Annotated in this window: 19 protein-coding genes; 1 reads left to right on the top strand and 18 read right to left on the bottom strand. The window is 42.7% G+C overall.

Annotation, left to right across the window (positions count from 1 at the left end):
* The first annotated feature begins 7 nt into the window (after positions 1 to 7).
* The gene (gene proC / locus ACMZ6Z_RS01385) at positions 8 to 790 is read left to right on the top strand and encodes a pyrroline-5-carboxylate reductase (protein WP_416130871.1); all 783 of its coding nucleotides are present in this window, start codon (positions 8 to 10) and stop codon (positions 788 to 790) included.
* A 115-nt stretch (positions 791 to 905) separates the two neighbouring features.
* Here the strand turns inward: proC and ACMZ6Z_RS01380 are convergent, their stop codons facing one another.
* The 18 genes from ACMZ6Z_RS01380 to sufC form a co-directional block, all read right to left on the bottom strand.
* Entirely contained in the window at positions 906 to 1586 is a 681-nt protein-coding gene (locus tag ACMZ6Z_RS01380) for a lysostaphin resistance A-like protein (protein WP_416130870.1), read from the bottom strand.
* Between the two features lie 117 nt (positions 1587 to 1703).
* Positions 1704 to 2894: an acetate kinase gene (locus ACMZ6Z_RS01375; RefSeq protein WP_416130869.1), complete on the bottom strand. Its 1191-nt coding sequence runs from the start codon at positions 2892 to 2894 to the stop codon at positions 1704 to 1706.
* A gap of 63 nt (positions 2895 to 2957) precedes the next feature.
* Complete coding sequence (locus ACMZ6Z_RS01370) at positions 2958 to 3911, bottom strand: class I SAM-dependent methyltransferase (protein WP_416130868.1); 954 nt, start codon at positions 3909 to 3911, stop codon at positions 2958 to 2960.
* A gap of 62 nt (positions 3912 to 3973) precedes the next feature.
* Positions 3974 to 4339 (bottom strand): competence type IV pilus minor pilin ComGG, encoded by a 366-nt coding sequence (gene comGG, locus ACMZ6Z_RS01365; protein WP_416130867.1) that lies wholly within the window; start codon positions 4337 to 4339, stop codon positions 3974 to 3976.
* On the bottom strand, positions 4323 to 4778 hold the full coding sequence (comGF, locus tag ACMZ6Z_RS01360; RefSeq protein ID WP_416130866.1) for a competence type IV pilus minor pilin ComGF: 456 nt from the start codon (positions 4776 to 4778) through the stop codon (positions 4323 to 4325). The genes comGG and comGF overlap by 17 nt, the downstream gene beginning before the upstream one ends.
* A complete protein-coding gene (gene comGE, locus ACMZ6Z_RS01355; protein WP_416130865.1) occupies positions 4738 to 4983 on the bottom strand; it encodes a competence type IV pilus minor pilin ComGE in 246 nt (81 codons plus the stop codon). The genes comGF and comGE overlap by 41 nt, the downstream gene beginning before the upstream one ends.
* 25 nt (positions 4984 to 5008) lie before the next feature.
* Positions 5009 to 5425 (bottom strand): competence type IV pilus minor pilin ComGD, encoded by a 417-nt coding sequence (gene comGD / locus ACMZ6Z_RS01350; protein ID WP_416130864.1) that lies wholly within the window; start codon positions 5423 to 5425, stop codon positions 5009 to 5011.
* Positions 5406 to 5699: a competence type IV pilus major pilin ComGC gene (gene comGC, locus ACMZ6Z_RS01345; RefSeq protein ID WP_416130863.1), complete on the bottom strand. Its 294-nt coding sequence runs from the start codon at positions 5697 to 5699 to the stop codon at positions 5406 to 5408. Before comGC ends, comGD begins: the two co-directional genes overlap by 20 nt.
* A complete protein-coding gene (gene comGB, locus ACMZ6Z_RS01340) occupies positions 5700 to 6740 on the bottom strand; it encodes a competence type IV pilus assembly protein ComGB (protein WP_416130926.1) in 1041 nt (346 codons plus the stop codon).
* Positions 6652 to 7605: a competence type IV pilus ATPase ComGA gene (comGA, locus tag ACMZ6Z_RS01335; RefSeq protein WP_416130862.1), complete on the bottom strand. Its 954-nt coding sequence runs from the start codon at positions 7603 to 7605 to the stop codon at positions 6652 to 6654. Before comGA ends, comGB begins: the two co-directional genes overlap by 89 nt.
* Before the next feature lie 250 nt (positions 7606 to 7855).
* Complete coding sequence (locus ACMZ6Z_RS01330; protein ID WP_416130861.1) at positions 7856 to 8245, bottom strand: DUF1033 family protein; 390 nt, start codon at positions 8243 to 8245, stop codon at positions 7856 to 7858.
* A 362-nt stretch (positions 8246 to 8607) separates the two neighbouring features.
* Positions 8608 to 10017 carry a Fe-S cluster assembly protein SufB gene (gene sufB, locus ACMZ6Z_RS01325; protein ID WP_416130860.1) on the bottom strand — a complete coding sequence of 470 codons (1410 nt, stop codon included), beginning with the start codon at positions 10015 to 10017 and terminating at the stop codon, positions 8608 to 8610.
* Between the two features lie 66 nt (positions 10018 to 10083).
* Complete coding sequence (gene sufU, locus ACMZ6Z_RS01320) at positions 10084 to 10521, bottom strand: Fe-S cluster assembly sulfur transfer protein SufU (protein ID WP_416130859.1); 438 nt, start codon at positions 10519 to 10521, stop codon at positions 10084 to 10086.
* Positions 10508 to 11734, bottom strand: a complete 1227-nt coding sequence (locus ACMZ6Z_RS01315) for a cysteine desulfurase (protein WP_416130858.1) — start codon at positions 11732 to 11734, stop codon at positions 10508 to 10510. Before ACMZ6Z_RS01315 ends, sufU begins: the two co-directional genes overlap by 14 nt.
* Before the next feature lie 18 nt (positions 11735 to 11752).
* Complete coding sequence (gene sufD, locus ACMZ6Z_RS01310; protein WP_416130857.1) at positions 11753 to 13018, bottom strand: Fe-S cluster assembly protein SufD; 1266 nt, start codon at positions 13016 to 13018, stop codon at positions 11753 to 11755.
* Positions 13019 to 13021: 3 nt separating this feature from the next.
* The gene (locus ACMZ6Z_RS01305; RefSeq protein WP_416130856.1) at positions 13022 to 13336 is read right to left on the bottom strand and encodes a GNAT family N-acetyltransferase; all 315 of its coding nucleotides are present in this window, start codon (positions 13334 to 13336) and stop codon (positions 13022 to 13024) included.
* Positions 13309 to 13536, bottom strand: coding sequence for a GNAT family acetyltransferase (locus tag ACMZ6Z_RS01300; protein WP_416130855.1), 228 nt, complete (start codon positions 13534 to 13536; stop codon positions 13309 to 13311). The genes ACMZ6Z_RS01305 and ACMZ6Z_RS01300 overlap by 28 nt, the downstream gene beginning before the upstream one ends.
* A 12-nt stretch (positions 13537 to 13548) precedes the next feature.
* Positions 13549 to 14319 carry a Fe-S cluster assembly ATPase SufC gene (gene sufC / locus ACMZ6Z_RS01295; protein WP_416130854.1) on the bottom strand — a complete coding sequence of 257 codons (771 nt, stop codon included), beginning with the start codon at positions 14317 to 14319 and terminating at the stop codon, positions 13549 to 13551.
* Between the last annotated feature and the right edge of the window lie 48 nt (positions 14320 to 14367).

Below are 14367 nucleotides of genomic sequence, written 5' to 3'. Positions count from 1 at the left end.
ATAAAGGATGACAATTGGTTTTATCGGCGTTGGCAAAATGGCTAGCGCTATCATCAAAGGAATTCAAAAAACAGGACATGACATCATCATTTCAGGTTCTTCACTCGATCGCTCAGAAGCAATCGCCAGGGAGTTAGGAGTCACCGCTGCTAAGTCGCATCAAGCCTTGATTGATGAGGCTGATATCATTATTTTAGGGATTAAACCTCAGATGTTTGAGAAAGTTTTGTCGGGCTTAACCATCACCAAGCCCATCCTATCCATGGCTGCGGGGATTACCTTACAACAACTGGCTGACTTGACCGACCCTTCACTGGCGCTTATCCGTATCATGCCCAATATGAATGCCAAGATAGGGCAAAGCACGACTGGGATCTGCTTCAATTCTCAAGTCAGTGAGGCTTTAAAGGCGCTTGCTTATCAGATAACCGACAGTTTTGGTAGCACCTTTGAGCTGGCTGAGAAGGACTTTGATGCTTTCACAGCTATAGCTGGCTCAAGTCCTGCTTATATTGCACTCTTTATAGAAGCCTTAGCCCAAGCAGGTGTCAAGAACGGTCTTACCAAAGCGCAGGCGCTTGAAATGGTCAACCAAACCGTTTTAGCCACAGCCAATAATCTCTTAAATACCAAAGAAAGTCCTCATGACTTGATTGATCAGGTGTGTAGCCCTGGAGGCACTACCATCGCTGGTCTTACGGATCTAGAAAAGACTGGCTTAACGCATAGCGTCATCTCAGCGATTGATACAACTATCGATAAAGCACAGAGCATGACAAAAAGAGGCTAGGATTCCCAGCCTCTTAAAACGCGTCTCTCACAAGCGATTGCCGCAGTGATTGATTGCTCTGTTTTGATGAGATCGACTCCCAAAGCTGATTTCATCAATTCATCACTCCTATATCCTATTTTGGTAACATTGGAAATAGGAGCATGGCTATAAATGCGACTAAATTATTGAAAGCGTGCAGAGCAATGCTATATTTGAGGTCTTTTGTCCGCCAATAAACAAAGGCTAGAGCTGCTGACATGAAGCCATAGGCAATCAGACTTCCCACGTTTGTCGGTCTATGAACCAAGGCAAACAAGAGCGAGCCTACCACCACTCCGAGCCATTCTTTTTGTGGGAAAAAGTATTTGGCAGCCAATCCTCTAAAAATAATTTCTTCGGTGACTGGTGCTACGACAACCGCCATAATAAAGAAAAGAGGCAAGGGGAGCATCTGCATCAACTCATTTAATTCGGATTGATTAACGGTGTTTATCTCTCCTTGTAACTCCAGTAACCAGGAGGATAAACCATTACCAAGCATGATGATCGCATAAGCAATGATAATGGTCAGCAAAATAAAGCTAGTCTTTTTCCCAGGAAGTGCCTTAAAGAGATGCTGTTTCTGAGCTATTTCCACAATCACAGCCCCTATCAATAAATACAGAAACGTCAAGACTGCTAGTTGAACAAGGCTAAAATGCTCTTTGTCTAAAACCTGATTATAGGCTAAGACCCCGCCAATGACGACTGACGGTAACTGTGATAAAAAGAAAAGCCCAACCATCAAAACGACGGTTCTAACAAACTGTTTCATGACAACTCCTTGAGATAGATTAAGACCTATTTTATCATAAAAAGGACTTGAGAACGACTCTTATGATGATAAAACAACAAAACTCAGTGAAGAGCATCACTGAGTTTTTGAGGTTACTTATTTTTTCAAGCGTTCCACATCACGTGCAATCACCAGTTCTTCATCCGTTGGAATAACAAGGACTTTGACTTTTGAGTCTGCTGTTGAGATGTCACCAGCATAACCAAAAACATTCTTTTCTGGATCAAGTGTCATCCCAAACCATGACAGGCCTTCAACCACACGGCGACGTGTTTCGGTATCATTTTCACCCACACCTGCTGTGAAAATAAGGGCGTCAGCGCCATTAAGGACAGCAAAGTATTGTCCGATGAATTTTTTAAGGCGGTCAACATAGATGTCGTGAGCTAGGATGCTATTTTTATCACCTGCTGCAATACCATCCTCAACATCACGCATATCACTAGATTTTTCGGTAATACCAACCACACCTGACTCTTTGTTAAGGACATTGATAACATCTGCTGCTGAGTTTAAGCCTTCAACTTTTTCCACTAAGTATGGGATAATCGCTGGATCAATATCACCTGAACGTGTTCCCATCATTGGGCCTGCAAGAGGGGTGAAGCCCATTGAGGTATCAACAGATTTACCGCCATCAACGGCTGAAATAGACACACCATTACCGATGTGAGCAGTGATTAATTTCAGCTCTTCGATTGGTTTTCCAAGCAGTTTAGCTGCTTCTCTCGACACATAATAATGGCTGGTCCCATGAGCACCGTATTTACGCACCTGATAATCAGTGTAAAAACGGTTTGGAATTGGGTAACGGTAAGCAACAGCTGGCATCGTTGAGTGGAAGGCTGTGTCAAAAACAGCTACAGAGATGATATCTGGTAAAATCTCTTTAAAGGCACGAATACCTGCTGCATTAGCTGGGTTATGAAGCGGTGCTAGAGATGATAAGTCCTCGATTTGTGCTAAAACCTCATCATCAATCAAAGTAGACTCTTTGAAGATTTCACCACCAGCAACAACACGATGGCCAACGCCTGAAATCTCATCGTAAGAACTAATGATACCAAAGCTCGTTAGGTTATCCAAAAGAATCTTAACAGCCTCGATATGGTCAGCTATATCACGGACAGCCGTTTCTTTTTTACCGTCATATTTGACAGTAACGATTGAATCTTTCAAACCAATTCGCTCAAAAATACCTGCTGCAAGAACCTCTTCTTCTGGCATTTTGTAAAGTTGCCATTTAAGACTCGAGCTACCAGCGTTGATTGCAATTGTTTTAGACATAGGTCACCTCTTTTGAAATTTTCCTCTTTTACAAGACATTATCTATTATAGCAAAAAATTGCCTCAAATAACATTATCAACTTTCCAGTTTGTCAGATTTTCCATAAAATCTTCTAACATCTCTGGGTTTTGAAGATTAGATAAATGATAAACAAAGGTTTCTACTGTGGTTCTTGCTTTTTTTTGCAGGACAAATAGGGACTTTGCATTGGCAGGATTGCCAAATAAAGTCTCTGGCAAAGTAATCACTGCTAGGATGGCGGCATGGTCGATCAGCCAGTCTTTTAAGAGATGGCTTTGATCACTGGTTAAGAGATTAGTAGGGGCTAAAAAGATAGCCAAGCCCTTATCTTTCAAATACCGCAAGGACTGCTCCATCAAAAGATGATGAGCATAAGTATGCTCATTTGTTGCTGCCACCTGATAACGCTTGGCAATCTCATCATTAGGATAATAGCCAACTGGTAAGTCACTCAGGATAATGTCACACGTTTTAAGTCTCTGAGGGCGAACCGCATCTTCTTGAACAAAACGCGCGCTTGAGCCAATTACCTCTGAAATGGACGCCGACAAATCAATCAGTAAATCGTCCAATTCCAAACCCAGATACTCTATGTCACGATGACTGTTGTTAAGTAGGGTCTGTGCGAGATTGCCAGTTCCACTACCAATCTCGATCATCGTCAAATGTTCTTGAGGCATCAATATTTCTATAAGGTAAATCATCAAAAAACCGATGGCATCTGGTGTAAACTGATGATTCGCCTGAAGCGGCTCGGTCTGACCCATCTTGATCAAAACAAACTGGTAAGCACGACGCCACTCCTCCTTGGTCAAATCCAAAGACCTTAAACGGTGGTGATTTTCAGCTACCTTACCAGATGCCTGATCAGCACCTAGATACAAGGCATTTTGCTCAATCAAAGCATCATAACTGTTAGTTTTAATCTCATTGTCGATGAGTTGGCTATTCTCTAAAATCAACTCATAAGCTGACTCTATCTTTTTAAAATTCATACATCCTCCAATACTTGACTATCATATCAAATTTTGGAGACATTATAAAGGCACAATCCTTCTTAGACACTTGACGAAGGGTTTTTGACCTTGCTGTCACTGTTTGTTTTTTCGGGTGTCACTGATGGCTCTTCCTTTAAAAAACGGTAATAAAAGGTTTTATGACCACTGGTCACTCGCATCTCTAAGACCTTTCCTTGATAGCGGTAGGCTACTTCTCCCTTATCAAAATGCAGCTGCCCCTCTAAGTGAATCGCCAAGGGTTTTGCCAACTCTGCCAAGACATAGGATTGACTAGATAGCAGCTGGGCTTTTTGAATCTGATAAGCTGCTTTTAGGCGATGCGTGTAAGCGGCTAAGATTAGTGAAAAAACAGACGTCATTAAGAGCGTATAAAGGAGAATCCCCGCTTTAAGATTCTTTGTCAAAAGCATACAGAAAATCACGCACCTTTCCGTCTTTAAAAACAACGGTAACCGTCACCGTCTCTTCATTCTGGCTAAAATAAGCTGATTTAAGACCATAGAGCATGGGCTGATAACCTCTACCATCGGCAGCTGTTTTTCTAAAATCATCTTTTCTAGACTTTCCAAAAGCCAGCTCTTTGTTGTCTTTTTGAATGACCAGCTGCCTTTCAGAGACCTTGACTAGGCTTGCTTCTGATAATTCTGCACGAAACTGCTGACAAAATAGTAGCCAGTCCCGATCTCTCGGTTGAGCTAGCTGATGAGTGTGGGCTGAGACCAAGTGAGTCATGGCTTGATACACCTGGATAGCACCTGATAAAACAAGCAGGGCCAACAAACACTCTATGAGCGTAAAAGCCCTAAGGCGATAAGACCGTAACACGCAACATTTCCTTTCCATTAGCCATGATGATGGTTTTGTGATCGGATTGTCTGATCACAATGTCTTGCCCGTTTTTTTGCAAATGCCTTTGTTTGGTTTGAATGGCCATAGTCGCCACAGACAAGGCTTGCGCTTCTTTTTCTAATAAAGCCAACTGTTTTTGGTGATGGGTAAGCTGTCCTAAAAAAAGACTGGCAAGACTAGCTAAGATAGCTGTTGCCAATAAACTTTCCCATAAAATATAAGCTTTAATCTGTTTTCTTTTGATATTGTCCACTTCCTAAATACAATTGATAGGTCACTCGTTTTTCGGATGTTTGAAAAACGACTTTAGCCAAAGACGAATTGCCACCGTATTGGTTAAACACAATATTAAGCGTTTTTTCTGGAGTAATGGTCTTTGGCAACGGATAGCGCCCCAAAGGATTTTCCACAAAATCAGAGCCAATGACCAAAGTAGTTTCTTCCTGCCGACTCGCACTCAAACGCTGGGTTTCACGATAAACCTGCTCAAACTCGAGGAAAAAGAGCTTGGTCTGTATCTGGCTGAAAATAGTCTTTATCGACCCACTGGTGGCTAAGGCTAAAAAAGTGACTACTGACAAGGTCAGTAAGGCTTCCATTAAGGTGAAGGCAGGTAGCCTTTTATGGTTTCGCTTTAGCATAGGTGTCTGCTTGCTTTTGGGTAATGTAACCTTCTGAAACCAACTGCTCAACACTTGGTTTGCTGTCTTTATTAAGCTCATAAAGCTCCATTTGACTTTCTACGACCTTGACAACAGCAGCCTGTCCTTTTTCATCAACGGCCGCTTTTTGCTTGCTTAAATTAGGCACAAATAAGAGCATGAGCACACTGATGATTAAAAGGACCATTAACATTTCCACTAAAGTAAAAGCTTTTACTTGTTTTTGGCTTAAGCGTTTGATGATTGTTTTCATTTACATAACCTCCATAGATTGATACATTGGTAATAACATGGCTGCATAAATCATGACTATCATGATGGCAACAAAGAGAAACATTAAGGGTTGAATCAGCTGAGTGGCTTTGGTCAAGCGGCTAAAAAATTGCTCCCAGAGTTCTTCTGAAAAGACCTCAAGTTCTTGACCAAGATGCCCCTTGGCATCGCCATACTCGATGATAAGGCTCAACTCTTTCAAAAAGAAGGGATAGTCCAAAATCTTGTCATGAAAGGAGCGACCAGCTAGGAGATCTTTCTCCATATCACGACCAATACTTCTAAAAAGTCGTGATTCCTGCTCCTGCATCAGCGTCACAATCCTTGTCATCTCAATCCCTTGCCCCAAAAGATTGCCCCATTCACGAGCATAATAAGCCGTCAGATACAGCTTGACCAGATAACCGACAAGTGGCAACTCACTCAAGCCTTGATAGAGCTTGATGACTTCCGTTTTTTGAGCCATCTTAAAACCTAATACCGTCAAGCATAGCGTAAGGAGCAGACCTCCTAAAAAGAATTGTGGAAAATACTGTAGCACAACCGTGGCTAAATTTCCCTCTTCTAGTTGTGGCAAAAGGTAGTGCTTTAGTCCTAGCACTATCAAGACCAAAAATGCCAACAAGAGAATCGGATAAGTGCCTACTTCGATCAATTTTTTCTTAATGACACGAACCTGCCTCAAGTAACTCTCTATCTTAGCTAAACTTTTTTGACCGTTACCATGAACCTCAGCCAGGGCCAGCTGGGTCACTACTCTATCTGAAAAACCTAGATTTTTCATCAAAACAGGCAGGCCACAACCGCTAAGAAGAGTGTGATTCATAATCTGAATCTCTTTTTCTGCCACCAGTTGACTGCGTTTTAAGAAATCCACCGTCTCAGAGAGGGTAAAACCTGAGCTTAGTAGATTGCTAAACAGTTGAATGATTTTAACTTGCTTTTGAGTCGATAATACTTTCGGTTTGAACTTGCTCTTTAGTGAGATGTCCTGCCTTAAAAAGTGCTTCAAGCTGTTGATTCCATTTTTTTGAGACGTGTTGCTTGAAGTTATCTTTTGCCACATCAATCAATCCACCTCCTCCTATCAAGCGTTGGTAACAAATCCCAGCTAGACTCGTCTGTAACTCAGTTTCAGAGACGCCCAGCTCCAACAGACGGCTATAGACTCCTGAGATGCTCTTGGCGTGAATGGTCGAGAAAACAGTCGCTCCTGTTAAGCTAGCTCGAATCGCTGCTCTCGCTGTTTGGCTATCTCGAATCTCACCGATGACCAATACGTCAGGACGATGACGCAAGGACAGCTTGATTAAACTCTCATAGGTCATGTCGATCTCTTTATTTAATTGTAATTGTAAGATAGTGTCGTCCTTGATTTCGACAGGATCTTCAATCGAAATCACCTGCTTGTCTTTAAACTTTTCCTTAATCAGCTGATACATGAGAGTCGTCTTGCCACTCCCAGTTGGCCCCGAAAAAAGATAAAGCCCTCTAGATCCAATAGCTTCTCTGATATGGCGCATGCCATTGAACCAATAGTGCAAGTCATAACGCCCATCATGAAGGAGACGGATAACCAAACTCTCATGCCCACGATAGTCACCAACCGTTGACAACCTGAGCGAGACCAAGGTCTCACCTCCAAAATCATAGTCACAAGACCCTAGTTGACTACGCCGTTTTTCTCCAACCGTCATCCCTGCCACAAATTTAAAGTGACTGATGAGACTGGTCATTTGCTTAAAGTCGTAGGTCTGTATAAACCTCCTATCATCCCCTATCCTCATAAAGACATCATAGTCATCCTTTCGAGGAATAATGTAAATATCTTGTGCCTTGTCTTCAACTGCCTGAGCGATCAAGCTTTTTGCTAATCCTTGAATCATAAAACCTCCTTACCTATCTATTCGTCAAAAAGAAGTCAAAAGCAAGAAGAAAAATAAAAAATGGCTAACTCAAGGCATCTTTTGATCTTTAAAAAGACTCTACACTAAGCCTCCTTCACTCTAACTACGTCTTTAAGTAGATAACGCAAAAAGAAAAAGCCAGGACTTTTTTGTCCTAGCTTTCTTTAATTGATTTGATTTAGAATGATCTCTCTTAGACAAACACTCAGGCATCCAAAATAACTGCTCATTAACCTTTTTTATCCCAACTACCATACTGCTTGAGTGAGCAAGATGGTTGCATGGCATTGGCATTGTGGCGTTCAAAATCCAAGACTTGTAAAGGCTTAGGCAGTTCTTGCCAGTTCTCTAAGAGTAAGAGTGAGTGAAACTGTTGCATCTCTTCGTCGCACTCTGCACACCAACGTCTTTCATCTAAGGTCCAAAATGCTGCCATCATGTTTGCCTTGCTATTGACCTTTGGGAATGCTGCCTTTAAGTGTTGCCATTTTTTTTGATAATAAGCTAAAGCAGACTCATAGGATTGAAACTCCTTGACTGCTAAAATATCATTCTGCCAACCGTCCAAGAACCACCATGGCTCAAAATCGCCATGCATTGTTATTACTTGATAAGCCATACTATCCATTAGGCATCATGCTCCTTAAAAAAGTCATCTCATACTCTTTAAAAATCAATCCAGTCGAAGCTAGCTGTTGGTTTTTAAAAGAGTATAAGGCTTAGCATGCCCTTTTCCTTCCCATTTGATGGGCATCAATAAACTTGTCTTGATGCACATCACCTGATCTTCTACTTACCTTTATTATATTAAATTCCCACTTAATCTAACAGTCATTTGCTTGTGGAATCCTACACAAAAAACGAACACTCTGAAACTTGTAAGTTGAGGAACATGGCCAATCGCTACGTCAAACGGTATTGTCCTCATTTTAAAAGGCTGAACCTATTGTCCAGCCTCTAAAACCTAATTTTTTTAACCATCTAGCCTACAGAGCCTTCCATTTCATAGGCGATTAGCCTGTTAAGCTCGACAGCGTATTCCATAGGAAGTTCTTTGGTGAAGGGTTCGACAAATCCCATCACAATCATCTCAGTTGCTTCAGACTCTGACAAGCCTCGGCTCATGAGATAGTAGAGCTGTTCTTCTGAGATTTTTGACACCTTGGCCTCATGTTCTAAGGCGACTTGGGAATTATGGATTTCATTAAAAGGGATGGTGTCTGACTTTGATCTATCGTCCATTAAAATCGTGTCACATTCGATATGACTGACTGATTTTTTAGACTTTCTATTAAAAGTGACTTGACCGCGATAGTTAACCGCTCCCCCATCTTTGGCAATGGATTTGGAGACTATAGACGATGAGGTATGAGGAGCGTTATGAATCATCTTGGCGCCTGTGTCTTGGTGTTGGCCTTTATTAGCAAAGGCAATGGACAACATGGTGCCACGCGCACCCTCTCCCTCCAAGTAAACAGATGGGTATTTCATGGTTGTCTTAGCACCAAGGTTGCCATCAATCCACTCGACGGTTGCATTTTTAAGAGCCTTAGCACGCTTGGTGACTAGATTATAGACATTATCCGACCAGTTTTGAATCGTCGTGTAACGCATGTAAGCCCCTTCTAGGGAGAAGATTTCAACAATCGCCGCATGAAGGCTGTTTGACGAATAAGTCGGGGCTGTGCAGCCTTCGACGTAATGCACACTGGCACCTTCATCCACGATAATTAAGGTGCGCTCAAACTGTCCTGTATTTTCGTTGTTGATCCTAAAGTAAGTTTGAAGTGGGATGTCACACTTAACCCCTTTAGGGACGTAGATAAAAGTTCCACCTGACCATACCGCTGAATTGAGAGCAGCCAACTTATTATCCGTCGGAGGCACTAGCTTGGCAAAGTATTTCTTGAAGAGGTCTGGATACTCCTTGAGGGCTGAGTCGGTATCAGTAAAGATAATGCCTAACTTCTCAAACTCTTCTTTCATATTGTGGTAAACCACTTCTGACTCGTACTGGGCAGATGCCCCTGCAAGGTAGGCACGCTCTGCCTCTGGAATCCCGATACGCTCAAAGGTTTCTTTGATTTTCTCAGGAACATCATCCCAAGAGCGGGCTGGCTTGTCAGAGGGCTTCTGGTAGTAAATGATGTCATCAAAATGGATGTCAGATAAGTCTGGTCCCCAGTCCTGCATTGGCATATTATGAAAGGTTGCTAGTGATTTGAGACGGAAATCCAACATCCACTCTGGCTCATCCTTAGCAGCAGACAGTTGACGGACAACCGCTTCGCTCAATCCCTTTCCTGTCGAATAAATCGGCTCCACATCATCGTGAAAACCAAACTGATAATCACCTAAGTCAATAGGTTTTGGTTCTATTTTTTCAGACATGATTTGTCCTTTCTTTTTTGATACAAATGACTGATGTCTTGATTGCGATTAGCCCTGATTGAAAGATCATGACTTCTCTTCTTGCTCAATGGCTTTTTTAAGCGCATGCCAAGCTAGAGTAGCGCATTTGATGCGCTGGGGAAATTGGGCGACCCCTGCCATAAGGGCAGCATCTCCAAGGTCTTTTTGCCGATCGTTTTTTTGCCCACTAACCATGTCAGAAAAAAGAGTCGCTAAGGCTAGAGCCTCATCTGTTGTTTTCCCAAGCAAGATGTCAGTCATCATGCTTGCTGACGCAATGGATATCGCACAACCATGACCACAAAAAGCAATGTCTTCAATCTTTTTCTCTTTGATCTCTAGGCTCAAAGAAATCACATCGCCACAGGTTGGGTTGTTGAGCTGGACAGCCTCTTGCCCCTCTAGTTGCCCAAAATGGTGTGGGCTTTTAGCATGTTCCCTGACCAAGGTCATGTAAAGATGATGTAATCTAGAAAGTCCCATTAAAAAACTCCTTGGTTTTGATGATCGCCTCCAAAAAGCGATCGCACTCTTCAAAGGTATTATAAGCATAAAAGCTGACCCTAAGAGCAGACGAAATACCTAGTGCAGCCATCAGAGGCTGAGCACAGTGATGACCGGCGCGAACCGCCACGCCTTGGTAATCCAAAGCAGTCGCCACATCATGTGGGTGAATCCCCTCCAAGTTAAAGGAAATGAGCCCAATATGATGACTAGGGTCTTTAGCACCGTAAATAACAATACCGTCCATGCTCTGAAGTTTGGCTAGAGTATAGGTCACTAAGGAGGCAACATGCGCATGGAGTACATCCATCCCCAAAGCATTCAGGTAATCAATAGCCGCTCCAAGTCCGATAGCTCCAACAGTATTGGGAGTGCCTGCCTCAAACTTCCAAGGTGAGGGCTTCCAAGTTGCGCTTTCTTGACTAACCAGTTCAATCATTTGCCCACCAAATTCAAGAGGAGGCATCTGATTAAGGATATCTTCCTTACCATAAAGGATGCCCACGCCAGTAGGCCCCATCATCTTGTGGGCAGAAAAAGCGTAGAAATCGCAGTCCAAATCAAGGACATCGACTGGTAGGTGAGGCACTGCTTGAGCACCATCTACCACCATGTAAGCACCCACTTGATGGGCTAGCCGGGTCAACTCTTTAATAGGATTAAGACAGCCCAAAACATTAGAGACATGAGTGAGGCTGACAAATTTGGTTTTGGCTGATAATTTCTGCTGGAAATCCACTGTATCCAAAAGCCCCTCTTTAAGAGAGACGTAGACCAACTCAGCACCTGTTTCTCGGCACACTTCCTGCCAAGACACTAAGTTAGCATGATGCTCCATCAGGGAAATCAAGACGTGATCTCCTGGTTTTAAGATGGATTTCGCAAACTGTGATACCCAATTCAGACCCGTTGTTGTCCCTCTGGTAAAGATAATGTCTGCTGCTGATCTGGCATTGATAAAGGTTGCGACCTTCTGCCGGCTACCTTCGTAGCTCTGAGTAGCCCTTTCTGCCAGAGTATGAACCCCACGATGGACATTGGCATGCTCTTCACGGTAATAAGCCATCATACCATCCAAAACTTGGTTGGGGATTTGGCTAGTTGCGGCATTGTCCAAATAAACCAAGGGGGCATCATTAACCGTCTGATTTAAAATGGGGAAATCCTGACGAATCTTATAAGGGTCAAACACCTCATCACCTCTTTGCACTTATGAGCCTTTCTCTAGTTTTTGATCAAGAACCGTTATCAACTCTTGACGGACTCGCTTACTTGGGATTTCTGTCATAACAGCCCCTAAGAAGCCTCGAATAACCAAGCGTTCTGCGGTCTTTTGATCAATACCACGGCTCATGAGGTAGTACATGTCCTCTGGATCAACTTGACCGATAGATGCTGCATGTCCTGCTGTCACTTCATTTTCTTCAATTAGCAAAATCGGGTTGGCGTCACTACGAGCCTGGTCGCTAAGCATAAGAACCCGGCTCTCCTGTTGAGCATCCGCTCCCTTAGCCCCCTTGTGAATGTGCCCAATCCCATTAAAGGTCAGCGTTCCACGCTCTAAGATAACCCCATGTTGCAAGATATGCCCGATCGAGTGAGAGCCATAGTTGGTGACACGGGTATCAATGCCTTGGATTTGACGACCAGATGAGACGGCAACAACTTTAAGGTTAGCATGACTCCCCTTACCAATAAGATCCGAGTTAAAGTCACCGATGACATGACCTTCATTCATGACACCCATAGCCCAGTCTACAGAACTATCATTAGCATGTTTGGCACGGCGATTGATATAGGCAGTTACATTGTCACCAAGTCTATCAATTGCTGAATAAGAAATCTGACTCCCACTGCCTGCAATGATTTCGACCGAAATATTGGCGCTGGTTTTCTTTGCTTGATTGCCAATGCTTTCAAAGCGTTCAATATAGCTAAACTTAGTATTTTTCCCAGCAATAATCAATATGTGCTTATTAAAAGGCACATCACTATCACTGTCTTGCAAGAAAATGCCTTCAAGAGGTGTCTTGATTTCCATGTTGTCTGGAACGTAGAGGACCACAACACTGTTAATGTAAGCGTAGTGATAAGCCGCTAGCTTGTCCTCATCATAGGGGCGCGCTGTCCCAAAATGAGCTTCAACAACTTGGGGGATTTCCTCCAAAGCAGACGGCAAATCGGTGAAAACCAAACCTTGTTGCAGTAATTCTGCTGGCAACTGCTCTAGGAGCGTTTGTGTACCTACTTGAACCAGTTTTGGGTTGTCACCTAAAGCCGTAAAATCAGGGACATTGGCTGTCAAATCATTTTCAGCGATTGCCCCATCTCCCAAGTTCCAGCGATGAAATTTCACACGCTCAATCGTTGGCAAGGGGAGGGACTCTATCTTATCAAAGGCAGCTAAACGATGCTCTTGTAGCCAAATAGGCTCTGCTTTTTCTTGTGAAAAAGCTAAAATCGTTTCTTTCATCATTCGTTATTTATCCTTTTTCAAATACTCTGCGAGAATAATAGTATATTGTTTTTCCTGTGATGTTTCTCCTGTTGGAACAAAGCCTTGCTTTTCCCAAAAAGCTTTAGCAGGACTATTGGTTGCTACATAACCCAGTCTAATGACCTTAAATTGCCGCGTGATATGCTCCAACAATGCTACTATCAACTGGCTACCAAGTCCTTTTCCTTGATAAGCTTTATCTAACATAAAGAGACCAATAAAAGCTTTCTCCTCACTAGGATAGCCCTCAACCAAATCTAGTACAGCAATCAGTTTATCTTTATCAAAATAACCCACAAGTGTTTATCTTCCCTTCTTTTTCCCGGAGGCAAACTTGTCATGTCATCCAAAACAGAAGCCTCCGTCGGTGGGGGAGGACAATGTTCAAAATAATAGGGATTGCTCTCATAAAGCTTCAAAATCGCTGGTATATCAAATTCAGTCAAGGAACGCACAGCAAAACTGTTGGAAAAATCATGACTTTTGAGTAACACCATTGTTATGAACTCCTATACTTCTTCTGAGTAATCGTAGCCAAGTTCTTCCGCAATTTTGGCGTAACCCTCTTTTTCCAAGCGTTCTGCCAAATCAGGACCTCCGGATAGCACCACACGACCTTCCATCATCACATGAACCACATCTGGTGTGATGTAGTTAAGAAGCCGTTGGTAATGGGTGATAATCATGGCACCAAAGCCTTCACCACGCATTTCGTTAACCCCTTTTGACACGACTTTAAGGGCATCAATGTCTAAACCAGAGTCAATTTCATCAAGAAGGGCAAACTTAGGTTCAAGCATGAGCAATTGTAAAATTTCATTGCGCTTTTTCTCTCCACCTGAGAAACCTTCATTGAGGTAACGCTCTGCCATTTCTTCTTTCATGCCAAGAAGTTCCATCTTTTGATCCAACTTAGTGATAAAATCTCGGACAGAGATTTTGTCCTCATCTGCTTTTCCAGCGTTCATGGCTGCACGAATAAACTCTGCATTAGTAATACCTGGAATTTCAGATGGGTATTGCATAGCTAAGAAAAGACCAAGTTGTGCACGTTCATCCACTTCAAGTTCCAAGATATTCTCCCCATCAAAGAGAATTTCGCCTTCAGTTACTTCATAGTTGGGATTTCCCATGATGGCAGCAGAAAGCGTTGATTTTCCTGTTCCATTAGGTCCCATGATGGCAGCAATTTCTCCTGTTTTAAGGGTTAAATTGACGCCTTTTAAGATTTCTTTATCTTCGATAGAGACATGAAGATTCTTTATTTCAAGTACAGACATGATGACTCCTTCTCCTATTTCTAAGGTTCTCAACGTTTATGGTTAAGG

Source organism: Streptococcus pluranimalium (assembly GCF_047785705.1).
Taxonomy (GTDB): Bacteria; Bacillota; Bacilli; order Lactobacillales; family Streptococcaceae; genus Streptococcus; species Streptococcus pluranimalium_A.
Note: the sequence above shows the minus strand (reverse complement) of the source record. Positions and strands in the feature narration are given on the sequence as shown.